The 24,983-nt window shown below is 69.8% G+C and carries 21 protein-coding genes; 11 read left to right on the top strand and 10 right to left on the bottom strand.

Annotation, left to right across the window (positions count from 1 at the left end; translation table 11 throughout):
* Positions 1-39: 39 nt before the first annotated feature.
* From IPL89_15355 to IPL89_15345, 3 genes are all read left to right on the top strand, one after another.
* Complete coding sequence (locus IPL89_15355) at positions 40-2,076, top strand: M13 family metallopeptidase (GenBank protein ID MBK9064549.1); 2,037 nt, start codon at positions 40-42, stop codon at positions 2,074-2,076.
* 40 nt (positions 2,077-2,116) lie between these two features.
* On the top strand, positions 2,117-3,640 hold the full coding sequence (locus IPL89_15350) for a beta-lactamase family protein (GenBank protein ID MBK9064548.1): 1,524 nt from the start codon (positions 2,117-2,119) through the stop codon (positions 3,638-3,640).
* A gap of 89 nt (positions 3,641-3,729) precedes the next feature.
* Positions 3,730-5,619: a hypothetical protein gene (locus tag IPL89_15345; protein ID MBK9064547.1), complete on the top strand. Its 1,890-nt coding sequence runs from the start codon at positions 3,730-3,732 to the stop codon at positions 5,617-5,619.
* Here the strand turns inward: IPL89_15345 and IPL89_15340 are convergent.
* Genes IPL89_15340 through IPL89_15330 form a run of 3 tightly spaced genes read right to left on the bottom strand, consistent with a single transcriptional unit; the run spans position 5,534 to position 8,284 of the window.
* Complete coding sequence (locus tag IPL89_15340; GenBank protein ID MBK9064546.1) at positions 5,534-5,995, bottom strand: gamma-glutamyltransferase; 462 nt, start codon at positions 5,993-5,995, stop codon at positions 5,534-5,536. The two genes, IPL89_15345 and IPL89_15340, sit on opposite strands and share 86 nt — an antisense overlap.
* Before the next feature lie 8 nt (positions 5,996-6,003).
* On the bottom strand, positions 6,004-7,470 hold the full coding sequence (locus tag IPL89_15335; GenBank protein ID MBK9064545.1) for a gamma-glutamyltransferase: 1,467 nt from the start codon (positions 7,468-7,470) through the stop codon (positions 6,004-6,006).
* Between the two features lie 55 nt (positions 7,471-7,525).
* The gene (locus tag IPL89_15330) at positions 7,526-8,284 is read right to left on the bottom strand and encodes a urate hydroxylase PuuD (protein MBK9064544.1); all 759 of its coding nucleotides are present in this window, start codon (positions 8,282-8,284) and stop codon (positions 7,526-7,528) included.
* A gap of 59 nt (positions 8,285-8,343) precedes the next feature.
* On the opposite strand from IPL89_15330, the gene IPL89_15325 reads away from it, so the two are divergent.
* Both IPL89_15325 and IPL89_15320 read left to right on the top strand, forming a co-directional pair.
* On the top strand, positions 8,344-8,661 hold the full coding sequence (locus IPL89_15325) for a hypothetical protein (protein MBK9064543.1): 318 nt from the start codon (positions 8,344-8,346) through the stop codon (positions 8,659-8,661).
* Positions 8,658-9,143: a hypothetical protein gene (locus IPL89_15320; protein ID MBK9064542.1), complete on the top strand. Its 486-nt coding sequence runs from the start codon at positions 8,658-8,660 to the stop codon at positions 9,141-9,143. The genes IPL89_15325 and IPL89_15320 overlap by 4 nt, the downstream gene beginning before the upstream one ends.
* A 3-nt stretch (positions 9,144-9,146) precedes the next feature.
* Here IPL89_15320 and IPL89_15315 read toward each other — a convergent pair whose 3' ends face one another.
* The 4 genes from IPL89_15315 to IPL89_15300 all read right to left on the bottom strand — a co-directional run bounded on the left by IPL89_15315 (position 9,147) and on the right by IPL89_15300 (position 13,543).
* Positions 9,147-10,205, bottom strand: a complete 1,059-nt coding sequence (locus tag IPL89_15315; GenBank protein MBK9064541.1) for an Mrp/NBP35 family ATP-binding protein — start codon at positions 10,203-10,205, stop codon at positions 9,147-9,149.
* Between the two features lie 96 nt (positions 10,206-10,301).
* Positions 10,302-11,780, bottom strand: a complete 1,479-nt coding sequence (locus IPL89_15310; protein ID MBK9064540.1) for an anion permease — start codon at positions 11,778-11,780, stop codon at positions 10,302-10,304.
* Positions 11,781-11,870: 90 nt separating this feature from the next.
* Complete coding sequence (locus tag IPL89_15305) at positions 11,871-12,590, bottom strand: 1-acyl-sn-glycerol-3-phosphate acyltransferase (GenBank protein MBK9064539.1); 720 nt, start codon at positions 12,588-12,590, stop codon at positions 11,871-11,873.
* A 47-nt stretch (positions 12,591-12,637) separates the two neighbouring features.
* Positions 12,638-13,543 (bottom strand): hypothetical protein, encoded by a 906-nt coding sequence (locus IPL89_15300; GenBank protein MBK9064538.1) that lies wholly within the window; start codon positions 13,541-13,543, stop codon positions 12,638-12,640.
* 234 nt (positions 13,544-13,777) lie between these two features.
* On the opposite strand from IPL89_15300, the gene IPL89_15295 reads away from it, so the two are divergent.
* From IPL89_15295 to IPL89_15280, 4 genes are read left to right on the top strand one after another with little or no spacing between them, the layout of a single operon-like run.
* Positions 13,778-14,620 (top strand): ABC transporter permease, encoded by an 843-nt coding sequence (locus IPL89_15295; GenBank protein ID MBK9064537.1) that lies wholly within the window; start codon positions 13,778-13,780, stop codon positions 14,618-14,620.
* 44 nt (positions 14,621-14,664) lie between these two features.
* Entirely contained in the window at positions 14,665-15,420 is a 756-nt protein-coding gene (locus tag IPL89_15290; protein MBK9064536.1) for an ABC transporter ATP-binding protein, read from the top strand.
* Positions 15,421-15,442: 22 nt separating this feature from the next.
* Positions 15,443-16,615 (top strand): MCE family protein, encoded by a 1,173-nt coding sequence (locus IPL89_15285; protein ID MBK9064535.1) that lies wholly within the window; start codon positions 15,443-15,445, stop codon positions 16,613-16,615.
* Complete coding sequence (locus tag IPL89_15280) at positions 16,612-17,643, top strand: NAD-dependent epimerase/dehydratase family protein (protein ID MBK9064534.1); 1,032 nt, start codon at positions 16,612-16,614, stop codon at positions 17,641-17,643. The genes IPL89_15285 and IPL89_15280 overlap by 4 nt, the downstream gene beginning before the upstream one ends.
* A 13-nt stretch (positions 17,644-17,656) precedes the next feature.
* Here IPL89_15280 and IPL89_15275 read toward each other — a convergent pair whose 3' ends face one another.
* Genes IPL89_15275 through IPL89_15265 form a run of 3 tightly spaced genes read right to left on the bottom strand, consistent with a single transcriptional unit; the run spans position 17,657 to position 22,043 of the window.
* Positions 17,657-18,280, bottom strand: coding sequence for a hypothetical protein (locus IPL89_15275; GenBank protein MBK9064533.1), 624 nt, complete (start codon positions 18,278-18,280; stop codon positions 17,657-17,659).
* Positions 18,277-18,789 (bottom strand): sigma-70 family RNA polymerase sigma factor, encoded by a 513-nt coding sequence (locus tag IPL89_15270; protein ID MBK9064532.1) that lies wholly within the window; start codon positions 18,787-18,789, stop codon positions 18,277-18,279. The genes IPL89_15275 and IPL89_15270 overlap by 4 nt, the downstream gene beginning before the upstream one ends.
* Positions 18,786-22,043 carry a CHAT domain-containing protein gene (locus IPL89_15265; protein MBK9064531.1) on the bottom strand — a complete coding sequence of 1,086 codons (3,258 nt, stop codon included), beginning with the start codon at positions 22,041-22,043 and terminating at the stop codon, positions 18,786-18,788. The genes IPL89_15270 and IPL89_15265 overlap by 4 nt, the downstream gene beginning before the upstream one ends.
* Positions 22,044-22,192: 149 nt before the next feature.
* Between IPL89_15265 and IPL89_15260 the strand changes: the two genes are divergently transcribed.
* Both IPL89_15260 and IPL89_15255 read left to right on the top strand, forming a co-directional pair.
* A complete protein-coding gene (locus tag IPL89_15260; GenBank protein MBK9064530.1) occupies positions 22,193-23,515 on the top strand; it encodes a hypothetical protein in 1,323 nt (440 codons plus the stop codon).
* 8 nt (positions 23,516-23,523) lie between these two features.
* Positions 23,524-24,957 carry a hypothetical protein gene (locus IPL89_15255; protein ID MBK9064529.1) on the top strand — a complete coding sequence of 478 codons (1,434 nt, stop codon included), beginning with the start codon at positions 23,524-23,526 and terminating at the stop codon, positions 24,955-24,957.
* Positions 24,958-24,983: the final 26 nt, after the last annotated feature.

Raw genomic sequence — 24,983 nt, 5'->3', positions numbered from 1 at the left:
TCAGGGTCTCCCGTTAGACTCCGGCCCAAAGGAGAAGCCATGCGTCTTCGTGCTGCACTCGTTCTCGTCTTTTCATTCGCAGCAATCTCCCTCTTCGCCCAGCCTCCTCCCGCGAAGCCGAAGGCGATCGACCCCGCCGACTTCGACGCGTCCGCGAAGCCCTGCGAGGACTTCTACCAGTTCGCGAACGGCGCGTGGCTGGCCGCTCACCCGATCCCGGCCGACCGCAGCCGCTACGGCGGGTTCGACGCGCTCGCGGACCGCAACCGCGACGTCGTGAAGAAGATCCTCGAGGAAACGTCCGGGAAGACGGACTGGCCCAAGGGCACGCCCCAGCAGAAGGTCTCCGACTTCTACGCGACCGGCATGGACGCCGCCGCCCGCGAGAAGGCCGGCGCCGCGCCGCTCGCACCCTCCTTCGCGACGATCGCGAAGCTGAAATCGGCCGACGACCTCCCCGCCGTCCTCGCCGAGCTGCATCTCTCGGGCGCGAACGCCGGCTTCGGCTTCCGCGTCGCCCAGGACGCGCGGAACTCCACGCGCTACATCGGGATCTTCAACCAGGGCGGCCTCGGCCTCCCCGACCGCGACTACTACATCAAGGACGACGTGAAGTCGAAGGATCTGCGCGAAGCGTATCGCGCGCACGTCGCGAAGATGCTCGAGCTCGCCGGCGACGCGCCGGAGGCCGCGAAGGCCGAGGCCGACGTCGTCATGGGGATCGAGACGAAGCTCGCCCAGGCCTCCCTCACGCGCGTCGAGAACCGCGACCCGCAGAAGACCTACAACAAGAAAACGCTCGCGGCCCTGAACGCCGAAGCCCCGGGCTTCGACTTCGCGAAGTTCATGGCCGACATGGGCGCCTCGGCCTCGACGGAGGTCAACGTCCGACAGCCCGGGTTCTTCACGGGCTTCGGCGCGCTCGCGCGTTCGGTCCCGCCCGCGGATTGGCGCACGTACCTGCGCTGGCATGCCGCCCGCGCCGCTGCGCCGTTCCTCTCGAAGGCCTTCCAGGACGAGGACTTCGCCTTCAACGGGAAGAAGCTGAACGGGACGCCGCAGCAGGAAGAGCCCTGGCGCCGCGTCCAGGCGGCCACGGACATGGCGCTCGGTGAGGCCGTCGGACCGATCTACGTCGCGCGCGCCTTCAGCCCGAAGGCGAAGGAGCGCATGCGCGTGCTCGTGGAGAACATGCGGGCGGCCCTCAAGGAGCGCATCGAGGCGCTGCCGTGGATGGGCGCCGAGACGAAAGCCCAGGCCCAGCGGAAGCTGGCCGCGTTCAACGTGAAGATCGGCTATCCCGACGTCTGGAAGGACTACTCGGCCCTGACGATCTCGCGCGACGTCCCGTTCGCCGAAAACGTCCGCCGTGCCCGCGTCTTCGAGACGAAGCGCAACCTCGCGAAGCTCGGCAAGCCGATCGAGCGCAACGAGTGGGGGATGACGCCCCCGACCGTGAACGCGTATTACAGCTCCACCCTGAACGAGATCGTCTTCCCCGCCGGCATCCTTCAGCCGCCCTTCTTCTACGAGGACGCGGACGACGCCGTGAACTACGGCGGGATCGGCGTCGTGATCGGGCACGAGATGTCGCACGGCTTCGACGACTCCGGCAGCCAGTACGACGCCGACGGCAACCTCAAGAACTGGTGGACGGCCGACGACCGCAGGGCGTACGACGCGCGCACGGCGCTCATCGTCAAGCAGTTCGACGCGTACAGGCCGCTGCCGGACCAGTCCATCAACGGCAAGCTGACGCTCGGCGAGAACATCGGCGACCTCGGCGGGATCAAGATCGCCTGGACCGCGATGCAGAAGGCGTACGCGGGCAAGCCGAAGGAAAAAATCGACGGCTTCACGCCCGAGCAGCGCTTCTTCCTCTCGTACGCGACGATCTGGCGCAGCCAGTACCGCGACGAAGCGATGCGCGTCCAGCTCAACACGAACCCGCACAGCCCCGGCAAGTGGCGCGCCCTCGGCCCGCCGTCCAACCTGCCGGAGTTCTACGACGCCTTCGGCTGCGCCGAGGGAACGCCGATGCGCCGCGCGGAGGCGGACCGCCCGAGCATCTGGTAGGACGGGCGAAACCCCTGCGCGCGACGGACGTCTCTCGGACGTGACGGGCAGGACGAAGACGCGAATCGGGCTCCTTCTGGTCCTCGTCTTCGCCGGACGCCCGGTCCACGGCGAAGACGAGCCGCAGTCCTTTTCTCCGGCGCTGACGGAGGAGGAGCGCAGGCGCATCGAGGACGTCGGCGCGCGGATGCGCGCGCTCGTCGAGGCCGGCAAGGCCCCCTCGGTCGCGGCCGCCGTGGCCCGAGGCGGCCGCGTCGTCTGGGAGCGGGCCTGGGGGCTCGCGGATCGCGAGGGCAACCGCGCCGCGACGCCTGAAACGATGTACTTCACGGCTTCCGTCGCGAAGTCGCTCACGGCCACTACCGCGCTCCGCCTCGCCGAGCGGGGCCGGATCGGGCTCGACGAACCCGCGCGGAAGTGGCTGCCGCCGGACCTCCTCGCCGTGGAGCCCGGCGACGCCCGCGCGCTCACCGTGCGGGCGCTCCTCGACATGACGGCGGGGATCCCCCACATGTACGAGTTCTACTGGACGGACGAGACGCGCCCCGTCCCGACGATGGCCGAAGTCCTGCGTGCGCATGGGTTCGCGGCGTTCAAGCCAGGCCGCCGTTTCCACTACTCGAACCTCTCCTTCGGCGTCGTCGAGGAGATCGTCGCGCGCGCCGCGGGTCGGGAGTTTCCGCGCGTGGTGGCCGAAGAGCTCCTCACTCCCCTCCGCCTGCGCCGGACGGCGCTCCGGCCGGACCCGTCACACCGCCCGTTCCTGTCGGCCGGATATTCGTCCGCCGGGGAGCGCCTCGCGTTCGACACGATGCAACCGGACGGCGGCGCGGGGTTCTGGTCGAGCGTCCACGACCTCGCCCTCTTCGGACTCTCTTTCACCTCGACACGCGTGGCGTCGGCGCGTTACGCGCTCTCGCCGGAAACCTGCGCGCTCCTGAAGAGGGCGAGGGGCTTCTACACGCTCGGATGGTGGCGCGGCTTCGGGGCGGAGGAAGGCGACGTCCTGATCGCGGACGGCTCGGCGGCTCCGGGCTCCGCCTCTTTGCAGGTCCGGCCCGCGGACGGCGTCGCGGCCGCGGTCGCGATGAATACTCCCGCGGGCGACAGCGAGACCCTGCTCTTCACGACCGAGCTCCTCGCGGCGCTTCGAGGCGTGGCGGCGCCACCGGATCGATTCGATCTTCCGGAAGCCCTGCGCACGCGGGACTGGAAGACGCCGGCTCCGTGGCTCGGCTGGTGGAGGGGGGTCGTGCGGACGCCGGAGAGGTCGGTGGCTCTCGAGCTCGAGTTCCGGGAGGACGGCACCGTCACCGGCTCGCTGGACGGCCGCGAGGCCGCCCGCCTTTCCTCGGTGCGCGAGGACGGGGCCGCCTTCCGGGGCGACCTCCCCTCGGGCCTCGAGACAGCGGAAACACGCGCCGCCCCCCACAAGCTGGGGCTCCTTCTGCGCCTCGAGGACGACGGCACGCTCCGGGGCTACGTCCTCGCGATGTCGACCGGATCCCGCGCCCGCTTCGGTCTCCCCTTCGCGGCCGTCCTCCGGCCCGCCCGACGTCCCTGAAAGCCCCCTCGGGTCCGCTCATTTTCCCTTCGAGCGGGGGGGGCGCATCCCCCGTCGGATAGAATGGCGTTGAGATTCCGGATCAACGTATGAAGACGACCGCCGGCGCATTGCTGGTCCTCTGCTTCGCGCCCCACGAGGTGCTCGCCCAGGGCGCGATCAAGCCGGGCTCCCTCGCGAAGGCCGCCGTGGTTCAACAACCCACGCCCACGCGCACGCCCACGCCGGTCAATATCGGCAACTTCGTGTGGGACGACCTCGACGGCGACGGCAGGCAGGACGCCGGCGAGCCCGGTCTTGCGGGCGTCACGGTCCAGCTCTGGAACCCCGCCAAGTCGCAGATGATCGCCTCGGCCGTCACGAACGGCTCGGGCATCTACAGCGTCGTCGCGCCCCAGCCCGGCTCCTACCGCATCCGCGTCGTCCTGCCCGGCGCCAGCGACTCCTTCAGCCCCAAGGACGCCGACGCCGACGACACGAAGGACAGCGACGTCAACCCCTCCGGCCCCGACACGGGCTTCACCGACGTCTTCAATATCGCCTCGAACGTCATCAGCACCACGATCTGGGACGCCGGGATCCGCGTCTTCCGCACACCCACGCCCACGCGCACGCCCACGCCGGTCAACATCGGCAACTTCGTGTGGGACGACCTCGACGGCGACGGCAGGCAGGACGCCGGCGAGCCCGGTCTTGCGGGCGTCACGGTCCAGCTCTGGAATCCGGCCAAGTCGCAGATGATTGCCTCGGCCGTCACGAACGGCTCGGGCATCTACAGCGTCGTCGCGCCCCTGCCCGGCTCCTACCGCATCCGCGTCGTCCTGCCCGGCGCCAACGACTCCTTCAGCCCCAAGGACGCCGACGCCGACGACACGAAGGACAGCGACGTCAACCCCTCCGGCCCCGACCTCGGCTTCACCGACGTCTTCAACATCGCCTCGAACGTCATCAGCACCACGATCTTCGATGCCGGGATCCGCGTCTTCCGCACACCCACGCCCACGCGCACGCCCACGCCGGTCAACATCGGCAACTTCGTGTGGGACGACCTCGACGGCGACGGCAGGCAGGACGCCGGCGAGCCCGGTCTTGCGGGCGTCACGGTCCAGCTCTGGAATCCGGCCAAGTCGCAGATGATTGCCTCGGCCGTCACGAACGGCTCGGGCATCTACAGCGTCGTCGCACCCCTGCCCGGCTCCTACCGCATCCGCGTCGTCCTGCCCGGCGCCAGCGACTCCTTCAGCCCGAAAGACGCCGACGCCGACGACACGAAGGACAGCGACGTCAACCCCCTCCGGCCCCGACCTCGGCTTCACCGACGTCTTCAATATCGCCTCGAACGTCATCAGCACCACGATCTGGGACGCCGGGATCCGCGTCTTCCGCACACCCACGCCCACGCGCACGCCCACGCCGGTCAATATCGGCAACTTCGTGTGGGACGACCTCGACGGCGACGGCAGGCAGGACGCCGGCGAGCCCGGTCTTGCGGGCGTCACGGTCCAGCTCTGGAACCCCGCCAGTCGCAGATGATTGCCTCGGCCGTCACGAACGGCTCGGGCATCTACCCTGCGCGCCCCTGCCCGGCTCTACCGCATCCGCGTCGTCCTGCCCGGCGCCAACGACTCCTTCAGCCCCAAGGACGCCGACGCCGACGACACGAAGGACAGCGACGTCAACCCCTCCGGCCCCGACCTCGGCTTCACCGACGTCTTCAATATCGCCTCGAACGTCATCAGCACCACGATCTGGGACGCCGGGATCCGACGGGCGAGAGTCCTGAGCCCCGGACTGCTCCCAAAGGCCGGCGTCTTTGCGCCCTCCCTCCCGAATCCAGCGCCGGCCCCGACTCCTACCCCGAATCAGGGCCGTTGACTCGACGCTTCGTCGTCCCTACCAGCCGATCCCGTGGTCCTCGCCGTGGTCGCTCGAGCCGCCCCACATCGTGCCGTGCGCGCGGTCGAGCCAGATCGCGTTGATGGGTCCGGACGTCTTGGCGGCGGGCTCGAGCTTGTAGCCCATCTTCGTCAGCTCGGCGCGGACCCACGCGGGTAGAGACGCGGGAATCATCATCGCGCCCGGCCGCGACTCGTGCGCGCCGAACGAGCTCCGCATCTGGTAGCTGTTGACGTTCGCGGCCTCCGCCGCCTCCTGCACCGTCATCCCGAACTCCACGACGTTCAGGAAGAACTGCAGGAGGTTCTGGTCCTGCGAGTCCCCGCCCTGCACCGAGAAGCACAGGTACGGCTTGCCGTCCTTCAGCGCGAGCGTCGGCGTCAGCGTGACGCGCGGGTGCCTGCCCGGAGCGAGCACGTTGTAAGGGCCGTCCGCGGGGTCGAGGACGAAGCTCTGCATCCGCTGGCTCATCCCGATGCCGGTCTTCCCCGCGATGACCGCCGGGAGCCAGCCGCCCGAGGGCGTGACGGAGACGACCCAGCCCTCGGCATCCGCGGCTTCGACGGACGTGGTTCCTGCGAAGAAAGAATCGGAGGAGAAGACGTCTGCTGAAGAGGGAGAGGAAGAGAGGGGCTTTTCTTCGAAGGTAAGCGGGGGCGGGCGCAGCGCGGCCGACAGCGCGTCCTGATTGGTGCCTGCGGGCCGCGCGGCTTCGGCGTGGGGGTCTTCCACCTTTCCAGGAAATCCGAATATGGGTTCTTCTCACCCTGGAACGGATAGGGATCACCGGGCTTCACGTTCGGATCGTTCTTCGTCCAGTCGATCGTCGAAGCGCGCTTCTTCGCGTAGTCCTTCGACAGCAGCCCCTTCGTCGGCTCGGCGGGCGGGACGTACGGGTCGCCGTAGTAGAAGTCGCGGTCCGCGAAGGCGAGGTTCATCGCCTGGTAGAGCGCGTGGATGTACCGCGCGCTGTTGTAGCCCATCCCCTTAAGGTCCACCCCTTCGAGGATGTTCAGGGCCTGGAGCATCGCGGGGCCCTGCGTCCACACGTCGAGCTTGTAGACGTCGATGCCCTTGTACGTCGTCTTCACCGGCTCCTCGATGCGGACCTTCCAGCCCGCGAGGTCCTCGAGCGTGTGAAGGCCGCCGACTTCCTGCGAGCCGCGCACGAACTCCCTCGCGACGTCGCCCCTGTAGAAGCGGTCGTACGCCGCAAGGATCGCGTCCTTCCGGCTCTTCCCCGCCGCGAGCGCCTGCTTCTCCGCCTCGACGAGCTTGCGCAGCGTCGCGGCGAGATCCGGCTGCCGGAAGATCTCGCCGGCCTGGGGCGGCTGGTCGCCGGGGCGCGGCAGGAGCACGCGCTTCGACTCGGGCCACTTCAGGAGCCAGTCCCGCTGCCGGAGCGCGGTCGAGACGTGCTGCTGCTCGACGGGATAGCCGTCCGCCATGTCGATCGCGGGCGCGAGGACGTCGGCCAGCGAGAGCGTCCCGAACTCGGCCAGCATCACCATGATCCCGCCGGGCGTCCCGGGCGTGACGGCGGCGAGCGGACCGTACTCGGGCGGGTACGCCATCCCCTTCGACCGGAAGAACTCGGGCGTCGCCCCGGTCGGCGCGACCCCGAGCGCGTTGATCCCGATCACCTTCCCGGTCTTCGGGTTGTAGATCAGCGCCTGCGTCTCGCCGCCCCAGGACAGCGTGTCCCACATCGTCGAGGTCGCGGCGATCATCGCGGCAGCCGCGTCGACCGCGTTCCCGCCCTTCTGGAAGATCATCGCCCCCGCGGTCGCGGCGAGAGGCTTGCCGGTGATCGCGAGCCACTTCTTCGCGTGGAGGGGCGGCTTGTTCGTCGCCGCCAGGGAAGGCGGCCCGAATGCGCCCGAGAGGGCGACGACGGCGAATCCGACGCGCAGAGACCGGCCTGACGGGATCATGGACGCCTCCGAGCCGTTCAAGACGGCCCGGAGGCGATCCTACCTCCTCCGCCGCTCAGAACCCCTTGACGGTCGCGGCCTTCTTGTACATCCAGTACGTGAAGCCCCAGCCCACGAGGACGACGACCGGAAGCGCCCACTCGTAGCTCGCGGCCCACGTCGCGTGCTGCGCGAGCATCGTGAAGACGAGCGGCACGGACATGTACGTGTTGTGCTTGCTGCGGAGGCCCGCCATCGCGGCGACGGCCGGGTCCGGCTTCTCGCCGGCCTTCGTCGCCGTGATGATCTTCCGCTGCGCGGGCCAGATCCGCATCCAGACGTTCGCCGCCATGATCGTCCCGAACATCGTGCCGAGGTGGATCGCGGTGCCGCGGAAGCCGAAGCCGCCGAAGCGCGAGAAGAAGAAGACCGCCGCCGTCGCCACGGCGAGGCCGAGCCAGAAGTGGATCTCGGTCTTCGCGATCGCTTTCGCGAGCGGGTCGTAGACGGCGAAGAAGAGGAGCGCGACGAGGACGGCGATGCCGCCGGTGCCCCACGTCTTCACCGCCGGGTCTTTGAACAGCAGCCCGGTGTTGTAGTAGACGAGACCGAGGAGCACGAGGCCCGTGATCCACGTCCACGCCGCACCCCAGCGGAACGCCCAGAGGGCGCGGGGCATGAGTTCGGGCACGACCTTCTTCTTCGTGTCGCCATCCATCGTCGGGACGAAGTTCGAGTTCACGAAGTTGAAGAACCAGAGATGGCCGATCCACAGGATGCCCGCGACGACGTGGGCCCAGCGGAACAGGGATTCGAGCAGGTTGTTGCCGTCCATGAGTCCTCCGTACTGAGACGGGATCTTAGCAACGGTGATACGCTTAACGCCCCAAGCCGATGAAGTCCTCGCGTTTCGGGTGTATCGCGATCGTGGCGGCGTGGACGGCCGCCCTGCTGGTCCTGCCGGCCGGCGCCTTCGCAGCGCCGACGCCCACGCCGACGCCCGCGCCCGTGTTTAAGCCGTTTCGCGTCCGAACGGAGAGGCTCGCGGCCACCGGCCTCGGCGCCGCCGCCGCGCCCTTCAAGCCGCTCAGCGTCAGAACTGAAACCCTTAAAGCCCAGGGACTCGGAACCGTCCCCGTGCCGTTCAGGCCTCTCCACATCAGGACGGACGCCCTCGGCGCGAAGGGCCTGGGAACCGGAGGAACGAAATGAGGCAGACCCGCTCCCTCGTGTGGCTCGCTCTCTCCGGTTTGCTCGTCGCCGCGCTCCCCGCGCCCGCCGAGGACTTCGAGTTCGAGGTGCCGGTTCAGCTCGCGAAGCTGGACCCCGCGTTCACGCAGGGCCGCGTGAGCTGCGTCGTCCGGGGAATCGGTGGCACTGGGGCGGCCACGAACAGGGAAACGGCCAACGCCTCGATCGGCAGTGGCAGCACGACCTTTGCCATCGCGCAGGGCGGCTTCAGCGGCAGCGTCAGCGTCAAGTTCAACGCGAACCGGCCCGAGCACGAGCCAGCGAACGCAAGGGCCTGGTCCTGCGTACTCAGTCTCGTCGCACCGAGCGGGAGCGAAAGGCTGTGCCCCGACGACTCCTCATCGGCGACGAACAGGTCCAAGGGGCAGCTGCCGGCGTTCCTGAACCTCGACCCGGCAAGCGTCAAGGGCTGCACGCAGGGAACGATCGCTCCGCCGAAGTAGCCGTCAGGCGCCGACCGCCTTGGCCACCTGCTCGGCGAGGCGCAGGAACGCTTTCGACACCGTCGACTCCGGGTCGGACGCCATGATCGGCGTGCCCGCGTCGCCCTGGATCGCGACGCGCGGGTCGATCGGGACCTCGCCGAGAAACGGGACCCCGAGCAGCTCGGCCGTCTTCCTGCCGCCGCCGTGCTTGAAGATCTCGTCGCGGTTGCCGCACTTCGGGCACTCGTAGTAGCTCATGTTCTCGATGATCCCGAGGACCGGGACGTTCACCTTCTGGAACATCGCGAGGCCCTTGCGCGCGTCGATGAGCGCGACGTCCTGAGGGGTCGACACGATGACCGCGCCCGAGAGCGCGACCTTCTGCGTGAGCGTGAGCTGGGCGTCGCCCGTGCCGGGCGGCAGGTCGACGAGCAGGAAGTCCTGTTTGCCCCAGGCCACGTCGCCGAGGAACTGCTCGACGGCCTTGAAGATCATCGGCCCGCGCCAGATGACGGGCGTGTCGACGTCCATCAGGAAGCCGATCGACATGACGCGCACGCCGAAGCGCTCGATCGGGAGGATCTTCTCCTCCTCGTTCACGAACGGCTTCGTGTTGATGCCCATCATCATCTGCTGCGACGGGCCGTAGATGTCCGAGTCCATGAGACCGACCTCGTAGCCGAGCGTCTTGAGCGCGATCGCGAGGTTGGCCGAGACCGTGGATTTCCCGACGCCGCCCTTGCCGGAGGCGATCGCAATGACGAAGCGAGTGTCCTTGAGGATGTCCTTGCGTCCGATCGCGCCCGCGATGACGGGCGGCTGGGGCGCGGCGGCCGTCACGGCGATCGTCACCGCGGTGACGCCCGGGATGGACTTCAGGACGGTTTCGCACTCGCGCTTGAGCGTCTCCGCCGCCGCGGGAGCGTCGGTCGTGAGGGCGAGGCGGAAGGAGACGTTGCCGCCTCCGATCGTGAGGTCCTTGACGAAGCCGAAGGAGACGATGTCGCGCGAAAATCCGGGGTACTTGACCTTCCGGAGCGCGTCGAGGACGGACTGTTCGTTGAGCGTGGTCGTGGACAAGTTTGGATTCCCTCTCGGTGAGAGAGGATCTCACAATAAAGCCGGGACGGGTTCCCCCGCCCCGGCGCCTCTCAACCTTCCAAGAAATCCGAAATCTCAGGGCTTCATCCAGAGCATCCACGGGACGCCGATCGCGAGAAGGACGGCGAGGTAAATGAAGCCGAAGATCGCCCCGAGCCGCCAGAAGTCCTTTCGCGGGACGTAGCCACTCCCGAAATAGACGGGCGACGGGCCCGTGGCGTACGGGGTCAGGATCCCCATGATCCCGAGCGTGTAGCAGAGCAGCATCGCGAACAGCCGCACGTCGAGGCCGGGCACCGCGGCGCCCACGGCGAGCATGACGGGGAGCATCGCGGTCACGTGAGCGGTGATGCTCGCGAACATGTAGTGCGTCACGAAGAAGAGGACCGCGAGGAGGATCGTGACCGTCAGCGGCGCGTATCCGGCGAGCGGGGCCGCGGCCTTCTTCGCGAACCAGGTCACGAAGCCCACGCGGTTCAGGCCGTCCGCGAGCGCGACGAGCGTCGCGAACCACACGAGGACGTTCCACGCGGACTTGTTCGCGAGGACGTCGTCCCAGGCGACGACCCCGAGGATCACCATGAGGGCGATCGCCGCGAAGGCCACGGCCGTCGGATCGATGAACTTCCCGCCGAAGATCCAGAGCGCGAGGGCGCCCAGCGCGAGGAACGCCATCACGATCTCGTTCCTCGAGACCGTCCCCATCCCCTGAAGCTCCTTGCCGGCCCAGGCCGGGACGTCGAGGCTCTTCCGGATCTCGGGCGCGTAGAACAGGCCGACGAGAAGCGGAAGGACCGCGAGAAGGAGGACGCCGACGGGCAGGACCCCGACGAGCCACGCCGCCCACGAGATGTCGACCTTCGCCGTCTTCTTGACGATCTCGAGCGCGAGGAGGTTCGGCGCGAGGCCCGTCAGGAACAGCGTCGAGGTCACGCAGGTCGTCGCGAGGGCCGTCCACATGAGCGGCCCGCCGAGGCGCCGCGACGTCGGCCCCGGCTCGGACCCGTAGAGGCCCGGGATGTTGCGGATGACCGGGAAGATCGTCCCGCCGCTCCTCGCCGTGTTCGACGGCGTGAACGGCGCGAGGACGACGTCCGAGAGCATGACGGCGTACCCGAGGCCGAGCGAGTTTCCGCCCATTTTCCTCACGAGGCCGAGGGCGAGCCGCCGGCCGAGGCCGGACTTCTCGTAGCCGAGAGCGAACATGAACGCGCCGAAGATGAGCCACACGGTCGTGTTCGAGAACCCGGAGAGGGCCCACTTGATCGCGTCGGCCGGCTTCGGCTCCACGAGGCCGAGAACCGCCGCCATGGCGACTCCCGTGACGCCGACGGCGGCGGCGGGGATCGGCTCGAGGACGAGCCCCACGACGACGGCGCAGAACAGGGCGAAGAAATACCAGGCCGTGGGCTTCAGGCCGTCCGGCACGGGCAGGATGGCGACGACGCCGCCCACGAGCACCGCGAGCAGGCCTTTCCAGAGATCGGGGTGCGCGTGGACGTCGAAGTGCAGGAAGTCCAGCGGGCCGTGCGAGGCGTGTGCTTGAGACTTCATCGGCAAGACTCCTTCAGCTACAAGCTGAGGCTTGGCCCACCCCGCGGCCTGATGCAAAGGAATCAGCCGATTCGATCCGCTCGTCGGGGCTCAGCCGCGCAGCGACAGGATCTCGCGCCGCACGCGCGCCATGAGCGCCGCCCGGTCGTGAACGCCGAGCCCCGCGGTCGGGATGGGGCGGCCGACGCGCGCGACGACGGGGCCGCGGCGGATCACAATGCCCTGGGCGCCGAGGACGGCGCGGGCGCCCGAGACGGACACCGGGACGATCGGAAGGCCCGACTTCAGCGCCGTCAGGAACCCGGATTTCTTGAAGGCGCCGAGCTTCCCGTCGCGCGAGCGCGTGCCCTCCGGGAACACCAGGATCGAGATGCCCGAGGCGAGGCGGCGGTCGAGACCGGACAGGACATCCCTGGCCTTGTCCGTCCGCCGGCGGTCCACGGGGACGAAGCCCGCGAGCCACATGGACCAGCCCATGAACGGCACGAAGAAGAGCTCGCGCTTGGCGAGAAAGCGCACGTCCTGCCGGATCGCGAGGAGGAGCAGCAGGATGTCGATCCCGGATTCGTGGTTCGACATGTAGATCGCCTGCGGGAGGGCTGCGGCCTCGTGCGAGATCTCGATCCGTGCCGGGATCCCGTTGAGCCAGAGCAGGCTCTTCGCCCAGTTGCGGGCCCAGAAGAGGTAGAGCCGTCCGCGCGGCGGCACCCAGGACGTGAGGATCGCGAGCGTGCCGAAGAGCGCCGTCGAGACGGCGATGTTCGTCCACCCCCAAGTCGTCACGAGGACGTCACGCAGGCTCCGCGGCACCCGCCGAGTCTAGCGACCCGGCGGGCCGGACGCGGGAAGGGCGGACGCTACTTCGGCTGGGCGGCACCCGGCTGCGCGGGCCTCGTCGGCTGCGGAGGCTTCGGGCAACCCTCCGGCGCGCCCATGTTGATCGGCCCCTTCGTGTTGTTCGCCTCGCCCGCGGCGCCCTCGTTCACGAGGCCGAGCGGGTCCGCGATCGCGTTGAACGGGTGCGGGGCGTGCGTGACCATGAAGCCGGGATCGGCCTGGAGGTAGTAGACGGGGATGTCCACGGTCTGGCTTGCGCCGGGCGCCAGCGCGTTCAGGAAGACGCCGTTGCCCCACCCCGGGTAATCCGAGGCCATCGCCTGGACGAGGGCCTTGTTGCCGAGGGAAGCCGACGACGGCGACGGCGCGGTGCCGACGTTCTTGACCGTGACCTGGAAGGTGTAGACGGCGCTGCCCGCCTTGCAGGCTCCCCACTTCTTCATGCCGAACTCGGCGACGATGAGGTCGGGCTTCTTCTCGCCGCCGCCCGGCTGCGTGGTCGGGCTGCCGTCGCACGTGATCTCGAAGTCGGCCTTGTTCGACTTGAAGCCCGCGCTCGCGGTCGGCAGCACGATCCGGATCTGCTCCCACCCGGCGTAGTGCATGCCGGGCGCGCCGAGCGTCCACGTCGTCTCGACGGGCTGGTGGAACGGCGCAACCGCCGTGAAATGGCGGTCGACGGTGTCGATGCCGCCGTCGTTGCGGTCGAAGACGTACTTCACGGCGGAGGGGCCGGCCGTCTCGATCGAGCCGACGAACTTGATCGTGACCGGGCAGGGGCCCTTGTAGGCGCGCGGCTGGGCCTCCAGCTTGGCGCCGATGACGCGGGCGGCAGGAGCCGCGGCGGCGACATTGGGCTGGGCGGCGGCGGGGACGGCCGCCGCGGCGAGCGCCGCGAGGGCGAGAAGGGAGGTTGTGTGACGCATGAATTCTCCTTTCGGTTCGTGCCCCGGAGGGCGTGACGGTCGTTCGGTGATCGGACGGGGACAACGTGAGGCTCCGGGGCCCCGAGTTCAAGGGCCACGGGTCGCCTCGGAGCGGCGAAATGCGGTCCGGGCGCGCCATTCGCCCGCGAACCGGCTGGCTGCGCCAGCCTGCGCCTCCCGCCGTGAGCCGGGTCACCAGGCGTTTTCCCGTGGCCCGCCCCGTAGAATCCTCCCGTGCCCCCGTCCCAGTACGACTCGACGACGCAGTACATCGCGGTCCTCAAGGAGCCGCTCTGGAAGATGGCGCGGCTGAAGCGCTGGTTCGGGAACGTGTCCTTCCACCTCGGAGGCGTCGCCTGGCTCGTCCGCGACCTCGTGCGCGCCTCGCGCGAGAAGTGGGAGACGTCCGAGATCCTCCGCCAGATGGACGCGCTCGGCGTGCAGTCCATCTCGATCACGAACCTCACGGCGCTCTTCACGGGCATGGTGCTCGCGCTTCAGACGGCCTCCGCGCTCTCGCAGTTCGGCGGGAAGCTCTTCGTGGGCCGCGTCGTCGTCCTCTCGATCACGCGCGAGCTCGGTCCCTCGCTCACGGCGCTCATGGTTGCGGCGCGCGTGGGCGCCGGGATCACCGCCGAGCTCGGGACGATGGCCGTCACGGAGCAGGTGGACGCCCTGCGGGCCCTCGGGGCCTCCCCGGCGCGCAAGCTCGTCCTGCCGCGCGTCCTCGCCGTGACCCTCATGCTGCCCGTCCTGACCCTCCTCGCGGACTTCATCGGGATGGTCGGGGGCCTCTTCATCGCCGTCGTCGACCTGAGGATCGGCGCCTCGTTCTACCTTTCCACGGTCTCGCAGTCCGTTCACGTGAACGACATCCTTCATGGCCTGTTCAAGACGCCGTTCTTCGGCTTCGAGATCGGGATCATCGGCTGCTACAACGGCCTGAACGCGACGGGCGGCGCCGACGGCGTCGGGCGCGCGACGACCGTCGCCGTCGTGATCGCGGCGATCGTCGTCCTCATGTCGGATTTCTTCCTGACGAAGCTATTCCTCCTGCTCCCGCTGGGCCTCAAGTGAGGCCGCTCTCCGAGACCGGCGTCATGCGCATCCTCCGCACGGGGATGCCCGCCGGCGCGCCGATCATCGAGTTCAAGGGCGTGTCCAAGGCCTACGGCCAGAAGCGCGTCCTCGACGACGTGGACCTCGAGGTCAAGCGCGGCGAGGTCCTCGTGATTCTCGGGGGCTCGGGGACGGGCAAGTCCGTCTCGCTGCGGCAGATGAACGGCCTCGAGCAGCCGGACAAGGGCGAGGTCTGGGTCGACGGCGAGGAGATTTCGCATCTGCCCGAGGAGTCTCTCGTCCCGATCCGCAAGAAGGTCGGGATGCTCTTCCAGAGCGGCGCGCTCTTCGACTCGATGACGGTCTTCGAGAACATCGCCTTCGCGCTGCGCGAGCACACGAGCTGGCCCGAGGACCGGATCTCCGAGCGCGTCGCGGAAGTGCTTGGGTTCGTGAACCTCGGGCGGGACGTCGAGCGCCTCCTTCCCTCCTCGCTCTCGGGCGGCATGAAGAAACGCGTCTCCCTCGCGCGGACGGTCGCGCTCAAGCCCGAGGTCCTGCTCTACGACGAGCCCACGACGGGCCTCGACCCCGTCACGTCCATGACGATCAACCGCCTCATCAAGGACCTGAACACCCGCCTCTCGACGACGTCCGTCGTCGTGACGCACGACATCGTCTCGGCTCTCTTCGTCGCGGACCGCATCGCGTTCCTCAAGAACGCGCGGTTCGCCTTCATCGGCACGCCGGCAGAGGCGAAGGCCTCGGACGTGGCCGAACTCAGGGAATTCCTCTCGGCCGGGGAGTCTTTGGCATGATGCGCACGGAGCAACGTCCCGAATGGTGAGAGCCGACATCCGGACGAAGACGCGCGTCGGGGTCATCCTCTTCGCGTCGTTCATCCTCCTCGCGGGGGCGCTGCTCTTCATCGGCGGCACGAAGGGGTTTTTCGTCCGCCGCACGTCGTACTTCGCGCGGTTCCCGAACTCCCAGGGGCTGCTGCCGGGCAACCAGGTGCGCCTCGCGGGCGTCGTCGTCGGCGCCGTGCGCGACATCGACGTCCCCCGCGCGCCGGGCCAGGACTTGACGCTGCAGTTCGACATCGAGCGCAAGTACCAGCACCTCGTCAAGACGGACAGCCGCGCGGAGATCAAGACGATCGGCCTCCTCGGCGACAAGTATCTCGAGGTGACGCCAGGCTCGCCCGACAAGCCCGACCTCCAGCCCGACCACGAGATCATCGCGTTCCGCGGCGCCGAGCTCGACAAGATCCTCGCGGGCTCGGGCGACCTCGTGGACAACGTCGTCGCGATCTCGAAGTCGCTCAAGAACATCCTCGGCCGCACGGAGAAGGGCGAGGGGTTCCTCGGCGAAATCACGTCGGAGACGAAGAACGGCGCGGACCTCTCGAAGTCGCTGCGGCAGACGCTCGACAACCTCAACGGCCTCGTCGTCGACGTCCGGCAGGGCCGGGGCCTCGTCGGACGGCTCCTGCACGACGAGAAGACCGCCGACAGCGTCCTCGTCGAGCTGAGGGGCGCGACGGCCTCCCTGAACCGCATCCTCGCGACCGTCGAGAAGGGCACGGCCACGGGCGAGGGCCTCGTCCCCGCGCTCCTCTCGGACCCGGAGGGCAAGAGGAAGTTCTTCGCGATGGTCGACTCCCTGAAGACGACCGCCGACGGGCTCGCGTCCTTCTCGAAGGACCTCTCCGGCGGCGGCGGCCTCCTCCCGAAGCTCGTGAAGGACGAGGCGTTCGCGAAGGACTTCACGAACGACCTGAGAAAGCTCTCCTCCCACCTCGCGAACGTCGCCGCGAAGCTGGATTCCACGGACGGCACGGCCGGCCGTCTCATCGCGGACCCGTCCGTCGCCGAGGCGATCAACGACATCCTCGTCGGGATCAACGAGAGCAAGACGCTCCGCTGGCTCGTGCGCGACCGGCAGAAGTCGGGAATCCAGAAGCGGTACGAGGACGCGCAGGCGGCACCCGCCGCCACCCCGGTCCCGTGAGCCGCGTCCTCGTCGCCGGAGGCGCGGGGTTTCTCGGCGCCGCCGTCGTGCGCCAGCTCCTCGGCGCCGGCGAGGACGTCGTCCTCCTCGACACGTTCGACGACGCCGGAGAGGGCCGGGCGCAGAAGGAGGAGCGGGCCGCTTCGGTGAAGCGCCACCCGCGCCTGACGATCTCGCGCGGCGACGGGACGGACGCGAACCTTCTCGAGGGGCTCCTGGCCGAGCACCGCCCCTCCGCCGTCGTGAACGCGATGCGCCTCCCGCTCGACTCCCCGGGCCTCGGGCCGCTCGTCGAGGCCTCCCGCCAGGCCGGCATCGGCGTCTTCGTCCACCTCTCGGACGCGGCGCTCTACGGGCCCCGCGCCGAGACGGATCTCCGCGCCCGCGAAGACGAGCCGATCGAGCCGGGCGAGGACCGCGATCTCCTCGCGAAGGCCGCCGAAGAGGAGGCGCTCCTCGCGTCCGGCCTCCCGTTCGTGATCCTGCGCGTCTTTGCCGCCGCCGGGCCCGGGGCCGGGCCCGCGCGCTTCCCCATCGACGCGCTCGAGGCGCTCCTCGCCGGCGAGGAGGTCTTTCTGCCGGACGACGCGCCGCGCGACTTCGTGCACCCGCAGGACGTCGTGCGCGGCGTCCTCTTCGCGCTGCGCAAGCGCCCGATCGGCGAGATCGTGAACCTCGGCTTCGGCCTCGCCGTGAAGCCGTCCGAGGTGGTCCGCGCGCTCGCGGTGCGCGCCGCCCGCGAGTGCCGGCTGACCGTGCAGGGCGATGCGGCGCGCGCGCCCCGCATCGCCGACATGGAGAAGGCGTGGCAGACGCTCGGCTTCTCCCCGCAGCTCGGCCTCGGCGAGATCGTCTGGGACACGGTCCGCGCCCGTCTCTTCCCCGCCGAGGCGGCCCGCGCCTACCAGCCGGCCGAGGCGCCCGCGGCGCCCCCCGCCGAGCCGCCGAGACCCGTGTCGCGGCGCGAGCTCTTCGACATGTTCCGCCGCCCGTTCGACGGCGCAAAGAAGCGGGCGCCTGAGAAGTGACCCGCCGAGGGCGTCAACGGCCCGGGCGGATCTCGAACGTCCGCGCGGGCAGCGTTCGACCGTCTCCGAGAACGACCCACGTGTAGACGACGCCCGGCCTGAGCTTCGCCCGCTCGTCTGCCGGGAACGCCACGGGCCGCCCTGGAGGCGCCGCCGGGCTCGTCCACGCGTAGCTCCGATCCGCGTCGAACACGCTCACATGGACGCTCGAGGCGCCCGTGCCCGGGAAGCGAAACTCCTCCGGGGGCGCTTCGAGGACCCCCGAGGGCGCGAGGAGGCCGGTGGCGACGCTCCCCCGCTCGACGTCGGCCGCGGGGCGCCGCACGAGAAGGGCGGCCCCGGCGAGGAGGACGAGCGCCGCCGCGATCGCCAGCGCCGGCGTCGGGATCCGCGCAGGACGCCGGGCAGGGCGCCCCGCGAAGGTCTCCCAGGCCTCCTCGGCCCGGCGCGCCGCACCGCCGAACGCGTCGGGCGGATTCGAGGAGAAAGCCTCCAGGGCCGCGAGCTCCGTGCTGCAGGCGGCGCAGGTCGCCGCGTGTTCGAGGATCTCCGCGGACCCCGCGACCTTCGGCGCCGCGTGCGCCCGGAACAGGGATTCGGCGTCGGGGTGCGGCCCCGCCGGCTTCGCTGGGATCATGAGAGCACCTCGCGCAGCCTTCGCCTCGCGTTCCACACCTGCACCTTCACGGTCCCGGGCGAAAGCGAGAGGCGCTCGGCGATCGCCTCGTAGGAAAGCTCCTCCTGCACGCGGAGCAGGAAGCACGCGCGCATCCGCGCGGGCAGGGCTACTAGTCCCTCGCGGACCCGTTCGAGTTTCTCCTTCTCAACGACCTCGCGCTCGGCCGAAGGAGAGGAAGCCTCGACGTCGCGGTCCTCGAGGGCCTCGAACCGCGCGTCGTTCTTCTTCCGCCACGCGTCGCGGGCCGCGTTCCGGGCGACGCTGTAGACCCAGGGCGTAAAGAGCGTGGCGTCCCTCACATTTCCTCTCCCCCGGTAGACGTTGAGGAGGGCGGTCTGGCATAGATCGTCGGCGTCCTCCGACGCGAACCCGAGCGAGCGAAAATAGCGGAAGAGCCGCGGGTGGTATTCGAGGAAGACCTCGCGGAAGTCGTCGAGGCCTTCCGCGCCGGCGCCCGCGGCGCTCACCGGCCGTCTCCGAAAAGCTCGAACGCCGCCCAGTGCCACGGGCCCGCGAGCGCCGGGCCGGCCTCCCCGGAGGCGAGCGCGCGCTGCGCCGCCCGGAGCGCGTCGTCCTTGCGCTGGCCCCGAGCGAGGCCACGGTAAAAGCGCGTCATGAGCTCTTTCGTCGAGCGGTCCGACACGGACCAGAGCGAGGCCGCGACCGTTCGGGCACCGGCGATCTGGAATGCCCGGGAAAGGCCCACGAGGCCCTCTCCCCCGCCCCCCGGGCCGAGGCCCGTCTCGCAGCCGGAGAGCGTGACGAGATCCGCGTCGAGCCGCATCGAGTCGATGATGTCCCAGGCCGGCAAAAGGCCGGCGGCTTCCTCGAGGGTGCCGCCGGCCTTTCCGGGCGCGAGCGCGAGGGCCGACTCCATCGGAAACCGGAAGTCCACGAGCGCGTGGGTCGCGAAGTGGACGTAACGCACGGAGCGGCCCAGGCGGTGAGCCCGTTCGCGCGTGGCCGCGGGTCCGAAATAGACGACTTTCGGCCCCGCCCAGAGGCCCGCAATCGCCTTCGCCTCTTCGCGGGCGCCGGGTAGCGGCGCCAGACCCTTGCGGGTGCGCGCGAGCGGCGCGCCCTCGCCTCCTCGTGCCGCGTCGCCGAAGGCGGCCTCGGGGGCCGACTTCCCGGCCGCTTCGGAGAGAGCGGGGTCCGCGAAGACGACGAGCCGGGCCGGGCCCTTCGCGGGGGCGGTGTGCCGCATCTCGGCAAACGCCGTGGCCGAGGGCGCGACGACGAACGGCAGGCGCGAGGCGAGCCAGGCGCCGTCGCTTCCGGGCACGACGAGCGCGCCGAACGGAAGCGTCAGGAGAGGTCCGTCCGGGGCGAGGAGGAGCCGTTCGGCACCCGCCAGAAAACCCGCGGCCGGCCCCAGCAGCAAGTCGCCGAGCAGGCCGGCCTGCACGCGGGCACGGGCCGCCTGGGCCTCGCCCGAGGCCAGGAGACTCCGATAGATCTCCACCTCGCGTCGCACTTCGTCGTATCCCAGCGCGATCGAATGGACGCCGAGACCCTTTGCTTGAGGGCCCGTTCCGGCGGGAACGACGAACATCAGCGTGCGCGCCGGCTCCACGGTCCATGCGAGGAAGAGCGTCCCCGGGTCGAGACCCGCGCGAATGCCCTCGAGATCGAGAGGCCGGGGGTGAAGAGCACTCGCGAAGAGCGGGTCCGAGGACGCAAGCTGCGAGACAAGGCCTGCCCGCGCCGACCGGAGGTCGCGAAACTTCGCCTGCGCAGCCTCGAGTTTGATCGAGTCCTTCTCCGGGTCGAGCGCGGCGAGCGACTTCTCGACCTCGGCCTCGGCGGCCGCAAGCTCCCCGCGCCTCTTCGCGAGCGACTCCGGCCACCGGTCGAGGACGGCGTCTCGCGCCTTGAGCATCGAGAGGAGACGGCGCGCACGCGAACGTTCGAGGACGTGGAGCGCGTCGGCGCCGCGCCCGCGCGCCACGAAGAAGTCGATGGTGTCCCGGTACACGTCGCTCGTCCACGACGAGAACGCGGACGCGCCGTCGTACGCGACCCCGAGGCGGTCGGCCTGTTCTTCGAGGGCCTTGAGCCCGGCCTGGAACGACGCTTCGGCGCCGGCGTCGTCGCCCCCCTTCGCGAGCACCCTTGCGAGCACGCCCCACGACCACGCCTCCGCCGTCGTGCCGGGCGCGATGCGCCGGCTGGTTTCGACGGACTCCCTCGCGAACGGCAGGGCTTCGGAGATCTTGCCTTGCGCGAGCAGGGTCTCCGCGAGCGTCCGGCGCGTCGCGGCGGTCGGAAGGCTCCGCGGCGCGAGACGGACGCCGATCGCGAGCGCGGCCCGGAGGTGCTCCTCCGCGGCCGGCCACTCTCCCCCGGCGGCCTCGACCTCGGCGAGCCGCCCGAGGGCAGAACCCTCGGCCAGGCTCCCCGGAGACAGTTTCCGCGCGAGGTCCAGGGAGCGAGCGGCAAGCGACCTCGCCTCTTCCAGCCGCTTCTCGAGGAGCGTGACGCGCGCGAGGTCTCCGAGCGACGCCGCGACGTCGCGGCCCTCGGGGGCCAGCCTGTCGCGGATGGCGAGCGAGTCGCGGTGCCGCTCCTCGGCGAGGGCGAAGTCGCCGCGCTCGAGAGCGAGGTTCCCGAGGTTCGCCGTGATGCCCGCCACGTTCATCGAGCCCGGCGCCGCCTTCTCGTAGAGAGCCGCGGCCCGCCCGTAAGCCTCCTCGGCTCCCGCGAGGTCGCCCCTCTGCTTGCGGATGACGCCGAGGCTGTTCCAGACGCCCGCCGCGGAGACGCCCTCGGGGTCGCGGGCGAGCACGATCCCGAGCGCGCGGCGCTGGTAGCCCTCCGCGGCCGCGAAGTCGCCCCTGCTCCTCGCGACCTGACCGAGGCCGGTGTAGCAGGACTCGGCGGCGTCGCCGTCCGGCGCGAGGCGCGAAGCGATGGCAAGAGCCTTCGTGAAACGGCGCCAGGCCTCGTCGAGGTCCTCGCGACGGACCGCAAGACCGCCGGCATTCATGAGAACGCGGGCGTGCGCGAGGGAGCCCGAGGCGCTCTTCTCGATCATCGCGAGAGCCCTTTGGAGGAGCTCTTCGCCCTCTCTCTCCTGCCCCTTGAAGTTGCCGAGGACGAGGCCCAAGCCGGCGAGCGACAGTGCCTCCGGCGGTCCGCCCGGATCGGTTCGCGCACGGATCGCGAGCGCCTCGCGGAGCGCCTCCTCGGTGCCCTTGCGGTCGCCGAGCGAGATGAGCGTGCGAGCTTCGGAACGGAGGACGAGCGCTCTCAGGCGGTCGTCCTTGAGCCGGACGCTCGCCTCACGCGCGGCCTCCCACTCGACCTTTGCCTCGACGTAGCGGGCCTTCGCGGCGAGGTCCGCCGCGCGGTCGAGGGTCTGCGCGAGCGCCATCTCGCTCTCGGCTTCGGGGCGTGTCTTCAGGCGCCACTCGCCGCCGCCGAGCCGCGCCTCGGCCTTCTCTCGTCCGCGCGCGTAGGCGACCGTGACAGGCCCGCGCGGGACCTCGGCAAGCTCGAGATCGTCGACGTCCCACGGGGCCCGAAACGAGCCCGTAGCCGCGGGCGCCGCCTTCGTCGCGGCCCGCCGCCACGAGACGAGCCGGTCCCCGGGCTTCAGCTTCGCCTTCGCGGCTTCGCCGCCGGGCCGGGCCTCGACGATGACGACGTCCGCCCGGCCGGCCGAGCCGAGGGCCAGACCGGCAATCGCGGCAGCGAGCAGACGTGGACGGCGAAGCACGGACGCATCTTAGAGCGCCGAAAAATGCGGCGGGCCGGGCCCCTCAATAAGCGAAATGCTTCTATGCCGCCCGCTCGCCCCGGGCGTCTTTCCCGGTGAGGTCACGCTTCATGTGTCTGTCCTCTCGGTGGATTCGTGCAATCAGCCTCGTGTTCGCCCTGCTCGGCCTCGGCAGCGGCGTCGCGCAGGCCCAGGTCGTCACCGAGTTCAGCGCGGGCATCACCGCCGGCGCCCAGCCTCACTCCATCACGGCCGGCCCCGACGGCAACCTGTGGTTCACCGAGGCTGCCGGTAATCGGATCGGGCGCATTACCCCCCTCGGGGTCGTCACCGAGTTCAGCGCCGGGATCACCGCAAACTCGAGGCCCTTCGGCATCACGGCAGGCCCCGACGGCAACCTGTGGTTCACGGAACGAACCGCCAACCAGATCGGCCGGATTACCCCGCTCGGTGTGGTCACCGAGTTCAGCAGCGGCTTCGGCTTCGGCTCGAAGCCTCAGGGCATCACGGCCGGGCCCGACGGCAACCTCTGGTTCACGGAGGACTTCGGCGGGATCGGGCGGATTACCCCGCTCGGTGTCGCCGACGTTTTCTACACGAGCCCAACCGCGGGAGTCAGGAACATCACGGCCGGCCCCGATGGCAACCTGTGGTTCACGGAAAATAACCTCGCCCGGATCGGGCGGATTACCCCGCTCGGTGTGGTCACCGAGTTCAGCGCCGGCATCACCCCCGGCGCAAACCCTTATGGCATCACGGCCGGCCCCGACGGCAACTTGTGGTTCACGGAATTTGACCAGGTCGGGCGGATTACCCCGGCCGGCGTCGTCACCGAGTTCAGCGTCAACCGAGGCCTCGCGTTCCCGCACGGCATTGCGGCCGGCCCCGACGGCAAACTCTGGTTCACGGAAGTCAACATCGACCGGATCGGGCGGTCGACCCCGCTCGGCGTCGTCACCGATTTCGGCACCGGCATCACGGCCGGCGCATATCCCGAGAGCATCACGGCGGGTCCCGACGGCAGCCTCTGGTTCACGGAGCTGAGCGGCAACCGGATCGGGCGGATCACGACAGGCGCCTCCACGGGGCCGCCCGGCACGTACGTCGTTCCTCCCTGCCGCATGCTCGACACGAGGAACCCGTCGGGTCCGCTCGGCGGGCCTCCGCTTCAGCCTGCCGGATCGCCGGACAGGACCTTCGTCGTGGCCGGCACGTGCGGGATCCCGGCAGACGCGCTGGCGATCTCCGTGAACATGACCGTGACGAACACGGCGGGAAGCGGCTTCCTCTCCCTCTATCGCGGAGACGGCGCTCGGACGGGCACCTGGTCGATCTCGTTTCTGGCGGGCCAGACGCGGGCAAACAACGGAATCGTGCAACTGGCGCTCGACGGGTCGGGCTCGCTCAAAGTGCAGAACTCCGCGCCGGGAAACGTGGACTTCATTCTCGATGTGAACGCCTTCTTCCGGTGAGAGAGCCCATGACCCTGATCCCGGGACCCATCCGGCGCATTCGCCTCCTTCTCCTCCTCGCCCTCGCCGCCTTGACGATCGTGCCGGCCGCGCAAGGCGAGGTGAACCAGGCGCTCCAGGCGAAGCTGCTGGCCGATCCGGCCTACAAAGCCTACGAGGACAAGAAGAGCGCGATTCTCCGTTCCGGTCTCAAGGGGGAGGCCCGGTCCCGCGCGCTGAAGGCGCTTCAGGACGCAAACCGGGCCGTCATCGAGAAGGCCTGGGGCGCAGCCGGCGTCGGGCATCTCCTGGCGAACACGGTGCGCGTCCTGCCTGAAGGCGCCTTCGCCGTCCCGTTCACCATGGACGGCGACACCCGCGTCTATCTCCCCCCATTCAAAGCCTTCGTCGCGAACCACGGGGACGTCATGCCCAACGGCTGGGTGGTCGCCGAGTCCGACACGTTCGACGACAACGGCATGACCTCGAACACGTACCGTTCCTACGCGGGCGTGGACATCGACGTCCCTCCCAACGCTGTCGCAATGCTCGCCTCGGCGGAGGTCGATGTCGGCCATGCCACGGTCGATACGAACGCAGGTCTCACGAGCGCGAGCGCCCGCGCGGGAGTGATGTTGCAGGCGACAGGAGCAATGCCGGGCGACGGCTTCTTCGACGTCCTCCTGATCCGGCAGGACGGCAGCCTCGGCACACACGACCACTGGGACAGCTACAAAAAACCGGGCCTCAAGCGCGTGACGAGCCTCGTCATCCCGGTCAAGGCCGGCGGAAACGTGCGCGTCGCGGGCGGCGTCACCGCACGGGTCGAATCGAGCTGGGGTTCCTCCGCGTTCGCTTCGGCGACGGGCTATGTCCGCCGCCTCCTCGTCCGCTTCGTCTATGCCCCCGCCCCGACGCCCACGCCGATCCCGATCTTCGCGGCGACGCCAGCGCCCGCCGTGATTCCCGAGGTCGCGCGAAAGATGCTCGCCGGCCCGGCCGACGTCGCGCTCTTCGCCCTGCCGGCCGGCGACGGCTGGCCGATGGAGCTCGTCGTGAAGAACCTCGGGGGCAAGGCCTCGGAGAGCACCCTCGTCCGCGCGAGAGTCGTCCTGAAGAACGTCGGCGCCGACGACGTCGCGAAGAGCTGCGCCCCGCGTTTTGTCGATTTCGACGAGGCCGTTCCGGCGCTCGAGCCCGGCGGGTCGGCGGCGATCCCGCTCCTCACGAAGGCCTTGCCGGCCGCCGTCGCCGCATGGAACGCCTTGAACAAACCCGCTCTCGCACGCGAGCGTCCCGTGTCCGCGCCGGCGACCGCCGCGACGCGGAGCCCCATCGCGCACATCGTGGACTGCCGCTACACGCTCACGGCCGGACTCGGAGCCAACCAGAACCACGGCGATCCCCATCCGGAGAACAACACCCTCACGCGCGAGATCCGCGAAGCCGTGTCCGCGAAGTGAAAGACACGAGGAGACTTTCAATGAAG

This window comes from Acidobacteriota bacterium, from assembly GCA_016716715.1.
Lineage (GTDB): Bacteria > Acidobacteriota > Thermoanaerobaculia > UBA5066 > UBA5066 > Fen-183.
This window is presented reverse-complemented; position numbering and strand designations above follow the sequence as displayed.